Here is a 6,259-nt window from a genome sequence, read left to right as displayed (position 1 = left end):
TGCAGCCTCAGTCTCTGCAGCCTCAGTCTCTGCAGCCTCAGTCTCTGCAGCCTCAGTCTCTGCAGCCTCAGTCTCTGCAGCCTCAGTCTCTGCAGCCTCAGTCTCTGCAGCCTCAGTCTCTGCAGCCTCAGTCTCTGCAGCCTCAGTCTCTGCAGCCTCAGTCTCTGCAGCCTCAGTCTCTGCAGCCTCAGTCTCTGCAGCCTCAGTCTCTGCAGCCTCAGTCTCTGCAGCCTCAGTCTCTGCAGCCTCAGTCTCTGAAGCTTCAGTCTCTGTGTCTTCGTCCTCAACGACCTTGATCGTTACTTCGTCTTCCGAGAGCTGGCCCTCGAAATCCTGCTCGGCACGAACCGTGTAATCGCCTGGTTCGACATCATCAAACGTGACAGTCCAGGTGCCGTCTTCACCGACAACGGTCGTCTCGGTTGCGACGACGTTACCGTCGGCGTCTTTGAGTTCAACCGTAATGTCTGCACCGGGCTCGCCGGTTCCCTTGACGGGAAGGTCGCCTGCGGTAACCTCATCAGCGTCACCAGGAGAGGTGATCAGCACGTCTTCAGCGGCTTCATCAGCGCTCTTGGCAGTCGATGACGCGAGTGCAAGCTTCGCTACTCCGCTCGCTGCGTGCCCGCTGTTGTTACCGGGCAGAAGCGTCAATGAGAGGGCACGAACTGTGAATGACCCATCACCCAGGTCGCCACCCGAACGGTTCAGCGGTGCAGCGGTTGGCTGCTCGTTGATCCGCAATGAGACGACCTTATCGGCGATTGCCTCCAGCACGGGGTTAAGCGGTTTGAAGACCGTCTCGGTGATCTTGTTCACCGCGGGGGTGAGCCCTGAGGTGACAAGGTCGAGCGCGTTCAGAACGATCGGCCCAAGTGCGCTCGTGAGCACACCCGAGACTGCGTCAGTCGCAGTGTTGACTACGCCAGCAAGTACGTCTGCAATGACCTGGAATGGTCCAGGCAGGGCGAAGTCGAACTTAATCGTTGGCTTTGTTCCACTCAGGCCAGCAAAGTCAGCGATGCTGCCCTTGATCGTTAAACCGCCACCGACAACGTTCTGCCAGTTAGGCGAACCAATAAAAGGAACGTATGGCAGATGACCCTGAACGTTAATATCGCCAGCAATCGTGAGCGACAGATTGTTCAGAGAGCCCATGACCATATCGTTGATCTTGGTCGTAACCCCAGCAACCGTGTCGGCAATACCGGTGGTCACCGCCTGCACGAACTGCTCTGAGAACACCTCGGTGTTCGGGTCGAGACCGTTGAGCCCGTTAGGCCCTCCGGCGAGCTTGGCGAGGTCAACCTGCACCATGCCAGTGTTCGGCTCGATCACGATCGACCCCGAGTCATTCGTCCAGGGGTCTTGCAGAAGCGTCTGAGTGATGTGCGCCACAACCTGATCGAGGCCGTCGATTGAAACCTGAAGGTCATTCGACTTAATGCGTGCACCGGCTGCAGGGGTCGAAACCTGAACAGCGTTAATCGTGTTCTTGATCTGGCCAAGCACTGCGTTGAGCGGGCCATTCTGGTTGACGAGCGCGTCGACAGGCTTGATGGCCTCATTAAGCACCGAGGTAATCACATTATCGACGGTTCCCACGAGAGGGCTGCGCAGTCGCAGGTCAGCACCAGCGACGACATACTGCGAGGTGCAGTCTCCGCTTGTGCAGTCAACTGACGAGGCGAGAGCACCAATTTGCAGGCGAGCCTGGTCGAGCAGGTTGTCGGTCAGAACGTCAACACCGACCTGACCGAAAAGGTCAATGAGGTCAACGTATGCGGGGTTCGTGCCAACACCCTGGTTCGGGCTGACTGCGATAGCACCGCCTTCACCGATCCCGCCGGCCGATGCCTTCGACTCGGTGTGCGAGGGCGATGATGCATAACTTGACCACGCACCAACTTCACCGAGATCGATCAGGCCGCGTCCGTCGGCGTTCTTAAAGAGGGGGAGCTGGAGGCCGGGACCAAGATCAATCAGCGTGTTGCCCAAAAGCCCCACGTCAAGTTGATTCCGGTCGGGCCCAACGGCTCCGGGGTAGCTCGATCGTGTAAGTCCTGAGTCTACGAGCTCAAGACCGAGCGCGTCGGCGAATACGATCTCGCCCTGAGCGGCCGATGCCGCGTCAGAGTCGTACGAGAAGGCTGCGTGAGCGGGAGTCACAACTGCCGTTGCCATCGCTGGTGCGATGACGACCGACGCGGCAGCAGTAAGCGCTACTCCCCTCAGCCCTCTTCGACGGGTGTAACCCGCCTTCGGTATTACTGCTTTCAAGGTAACTCCTTAACCCTAGATTGTTATCTCTTGCAGTCGAACAGAGACGTGGAAAACCGGCCTCAACGCCCGTTTGGCACATTGGTGCCCTTGCCCACGGGGCTAAGACTATGAAGCGAGACCCCCGACGACCTACGGCGTTCAGCATTACGACATTTGGGCGACAAAATTACGATGTCTGGGCTAAATTTCTACTGCCGAAAGTCATAAAACCTCAGATTTTTTGGTTCAAAATACCGAATAAAACGGCATAATACGAGGAATTTCCCCTTTGCCCCACGTCTGGGGTATAACTATCCTCAAAGCTGGGGGAAACTACTTACACAAAAGGAGGCAGCTGATGTTTTTCGGGGTTCAACCCCCGCTCCTGGCTTAGCCAATAGCCAAAAGGAGTGAGATGAAGACGCATTTTTCACACGACGTATCGATTGATACCGTTGAAAAGAGAGACGCAGTACCGGGTTCAATCACAGAGCATTTGGCTTATCAACATAGTGTTCTTATCACTGCACCGCTTGGTAGCGCCACAGCAGATCTCGTACGAGAAGTGATCGTTGAGCTCAAGCAGACGTTTACGGTTATTCGCGCACCATCACCGTTACCGTCGCCTGACCAGCTTCGCGACCTGAACGCTCCCGTGCTCTTCGTTGCGGAACATGCTGAAGCCATCACGAAGGCTGACCTTGCGCGTCTCACCACGTTCGCCGACCACGGAGGCCTCTTCCTCATCGCGAGTGAGCACGACTCAAGTAGCCGAGCTCTTCTCTCATCTCTCAAGTCCTTGAGCGCATCCGATGCGCAGTCAGCCGGCCCAACGGGGTTTGTTCACATTCGCATCGACCCTCTTCCATTCGCCGAAATTCAGCTGCTCGTCAACCAATGCGCGGGCGAGCAGTTGCCCGACATACTCAGTCGTGAGGCCATCGCCGAGCTTTCTTACGGGAGATATGGGTGGATCCGCGATCTGACGACCATGTGGAGCCTCGGCCACCTTACTGACAGACCGTTCGCCGCGATTCCTGCTTCGCCGCTGCCTCCGGCACGGCTTCCAGAAATTGCGAGACTCGTTGAGATGTTTCGTGATTTAGAGTCACAGACCATGTGCACGGCGATCATTCTCTCTGAAATAGAGCCCCTCAGCTTGACAAGCGCGGCGAACGTTTTTGACCGTCAACACGTACGCGAACTCGTCGCGAAGTCAATTCTCACAAGCCACGGGTCGAATGACCGGCACACGGTCGCACCGTTCATCGGTGCGGCACTGCGTGAACTGTGCCCGAGTGACGAACTCAGTTCTGCGAGCATGCACGCGGCTGAACGGTTGCTGCTATTTGAACACATTGGCATCCAGCTCCGTGGGCGCGACGCAACATTTTGTGCACGAAATACCGATGTTGCGCGCCTGCTCGCTACCGCCGAGAAGAGCCATCTCATTGCTCCCTATAAGGACCTCCTTGAGCGAACATTTTCTGAAAAGGTGCAGTTTGCGGCACCTGAAAACTATCGTTCGGTGATGTTACAAATTGCCCAAATTGATCATCAGATTTCACCCCTCGATCAGGCCCGTATGCACATCCGCCAGGGGCACTCAGCCGAGCTCGACGAGTCACTCGCTACGCTGCACGGGAGTTCGTGCAGCAACACGCTAACCGGTGCCCGTTTCATGCATGCCCATGCGCACGCGAGGTACGGTAATGACCTCGCCGACCCGGTCCCTGTACCTGAGGAACACCCGTCTCACGATCATCACGAGTTTCATCTCTGGCAGTCGTGGAACAATCCAGACATCGAGAACCCTGTGCCTGACCTGCACGACTCACTGAGCGAGCATCCGGAGCGCATTGTTCGCGACGCACACCAGGCACTCATCGACCTCGACCTGGTGTGGCACGGTCAAAACCCTTCTGTCCGTTCTTGGCTTCGCAATGCTTCACGACAGCCCCTTTTCGGGCGAACACTGCACCCCGGTATCGCTGAGATAGCCGCCACCGTGCTCATCGCTCAAGCACTCATCGCGTACCTCGCGGGCGAGTTCAGCCTGCGAGTCAAAGAACTGCGCATCGCAGCGGGCTTTTTCCCGGCTGCCGCCTATCACCAGTCGTGGATCACGCTCCTTGAGCACGCAGACCACGCGGCGAAGCGCTCAGACCTCGTCGCTTGCGCACGAGAGCTCCACGGCCTGACCCGCGCTATACCCGAACTCGTTGGGTTGCGTCTCAAAAAATATCTCGAGGTGCTGAGCAGAGCCGTGAGCGCGGTCGCTGCCGATTCATCTGATCACCTCTACAACCACCTCGCAACAACGTTGCCGGTCGGTAGGCAGCACCTCTACTATGCAGGTCGTTTCGACGTGCTCTTACGCACGCGCTCAATGCACGCCGATACCGATAATGTTCTTCCCATCATCAGACTCGCGAGAACGCACCTCGCCGCAAAGGCCGAAATGAACCCTCACGCACTGTCGCGTGTCGCCGACACTTTTCACCAGTACGGGCACGTCTCCCTCGCGTTCAACGCGCTCCATGATGCCCGCCAGATTTATACCTCGAGAAGGGCCTCAAGCAAAGTAGCTGAGTGCAACACCAAGCTCGAGGCGATCAAAGAAACCGCCAGACATGTTGCCCCCTGGCACACCAATATCTCGTTGCGCCTGCCCGAGGTGCTGAAGCTCTCGCACCGCGAGCTTGCAGCAGCCAAGCTCGCGGCTCAGGGACTTTCAAATAAGGCAATCGCCGAGGCACTCGGAATCAAGATTCGCACGATCGAATCGCACATTGCCCAGGCTCGGGCGAAGCTTGGAGCAAAGAGCAGAAAGGATCTCTCGCAGCTCTTACCTCACGAGCATTAGCTGTCGTTCCTTAGGGCATTGTGAACGCTCGAAAGAGCTGCAAATCTCGGCAAGATGAGGGTTACCCCACTCAACACCCAAACCGGTCGAATGGTTTAACCGAACCCTTGCGCAAGAGTGGGCACCCGTATGGTCTTGTCTCAGAGAGACGGAAATCTATACGACGTGAGGGAAGATGTTTCTTCCTATCCCACTCTTCGAGGAGCGACGCTACCCTTTATCGCGGATGTGGCACGACTGCACGCCTCACGGGCTGCGTTGAACGCTTTACTGCGTTGTACCCACGCGAAAGCACTAACCCACGACGCATCCCGCACGAACAACATATCGAGAGCGATCATCGCGAGCGAGAACGGCCAGAGCCCCAACAAAACAGCGATACCCAGGTGCATGAAAATCAGGCTCGCCAAGGCAAAGATCCTCGTGGGCCGCCACAGAATCATCAGCGGGAAAAGCGTTTGCACCCACAACGCAATAAAGGTCGCGACATAGATGACGAGAGACGACTGCCAAATAAGTTCATTAACCATCGGGTAAGCCATGAACACATCGAGCCTCAGAGCATAGAAGAGCGCCGTACCATCGAGCCACTCATCGCCCACGAGCTTCCACACCCCTGAGGTGACGTAAACAACCACAATTTGAAAGCACCCCAAGATGAGAGCGGCATTGTGAGCGGCGTTTGAGACGTGAGCTGGCACCCAAGCACGCTTACTTTTTCCAGCAAGGAGCGCTCTCGAGCGACGCCTCGCATCAAGCGAATAAAACTCACCAAGGTTCGCAAAAAGCATGAAGAAAAGAGTGATTCGCATGAGCGTATCGCCACCATTCAACACGTATGGGTTATTTGCCTGCAACGAGACGAGCATGACCAGCAACACGAACGTCATAATGCGGGTGTGCCAGCCAATGAGAAAGAGCACCACAACAAGAATCAGGCCGAAAAACGCTATGTCAAACAGTACCGGTGATGACTTCGTGAAAATGAAGTCGAAGGTATGAAAACCCCGTCGTTTCGCTTCAGGGTCTGCCCAGAACGAGGCATGACCCCAGAGCAGTGCGCGCTCCGGGATGCTCGGCACGAGAAGAAGTAAAAGGCCAATGCCATACAAAATTCTCAACATTGAAAAA

General features: G+C 56.4%; 3 protein-coding genes. 1 reads left to right on the top strand and 2 read right to left on the bottom strand.

Annotated elements, in window-relative coordinates:
- A partial coding sequence (locus KTJ78_RS12710) for a choice-of-anchor G family protein (RefSeq protein ID WP_217136379.1) occupies positions 1–2,280 on the bottom strand: 2,280 nt, incomplete at its 3' end.
- Between the two features lie 478 nt (positions 2,281–2,758).
- Here KTJ78_RS12710 and KTJ78_RS12705 point away from each other — a divergent pair.
- Positions 2,759–5,128, top strand: coding sequence for a helix-turn-helix transcriptional regulator (locus KTJ78_RS12705; protein ID WP_217136377.1), 2,370 nt, complete (start codon positions 2,759–2,761; stop codon positions 5,126–5,128).
- A gap of 185 nt (positions 5,129–5,313) precedes the next feature.
- Here KTJ78_RS12705 and KTJ78_RS12700 read toward each other — a convergent pair whose 3' ends face one another.
- On the bottom strand, positions 5,314–6,252 hold the full coding sequence (locus tag KTJ78_RS12700) for an HTTM domain-containing protein (protein WP_217136376.1): 939 nt from the start codon (positions 6,250–6,252) through the stop codon (positions 5,314–5,316).
- Positions 6,253–6,259 lie beyond the last annotated feature (7 nt).

Source organism: Leucobacter chinensis (assembly GCF_019049105.1).
Classification (GTDB): Bacteria; Actinomycetota; Actinomycetes; order Actinomycetales; family Microbacteriaceae; genus Leucobacter_A; species Leucobacter_A chinensis.
This window is presented reverse-complemented; position numbering and strand designations above follow the sequence as displayed.